The sequence below is a fragment of the Mesorhizobium sp. M8A.F.Ca.ET.207.01.1.1 genome (assembly GCF_004794715.1).
In the GTDB taxonomy this organism is placed as follows: domain Bacteria; phylum Pseudomonadota; class Alphaproteobacteria; order Rhizobiales; family Rhizobiaceae; genus Mesorhizobium.
The window spans coordinates 1-406 of the sequence record NZ_SRUS01000135.1 but is presented as its reverse complement, the minus strand read 5'-3'; the positions used below and the strand labels follow the sequence as shown (position 1 = coordinate 406).

1 protein-coding gene is annotated in these 406 nt (G+C 67.2%); it reads left to right on the top strand.

Features of this window, described 5'->3' with window-relative positions; all coding sequences use genetic code 11:
- Nucleotides 1–110 precede the first annotated feature (110 nt).
- Nucleotides 111–368, top strand: a complete 258-nt coding sequence (locus EN850_RS33860; RefSeq protein ID WP_136092955.1) for a hypothetical protein — start codon at nucleotides 111–113, stop codon at nucleotides 366–368.
- Nucleotides 369–406: the final 38 nt, after the last annotated feature.

Genomic DNA, 406 nt, shown 5'->3' with positions numbered 1-406 from the left:
GGCAAGGTCCAGGTCCTCGGCAACAGCAGCATCGACAAGAGCACGATCAGCCGCCGCCAGGTGGTTGAGGGTGGACACGGTCGCCGCGGTGGCAAGAAGGCAGCACAGGCATGAGCCGCCACATCGAACGCCGCGCGCCCAAGGAGACGCTGGGCTTAGCCTGGGGCCGGTTCCCAACCGTCGACGGCAGCGCCATCACCTGGCGCCTGTACCGCCGCGACCACCGCCGTGCACTGCATATGCACGTGCTGACCTTCTTCGCCCATGAGGATCGAGCTGTGATCGCCGGCCACCTGCGCCGCGCGCGCCGCTACCTTCGCGACAAGGTGGACGACATCGACCTGCAGGCGATGGGGGTGGCGGCGTGAGCCATTTAAGCGACCGGGGTTCTTTCCTGTTCCTCGGC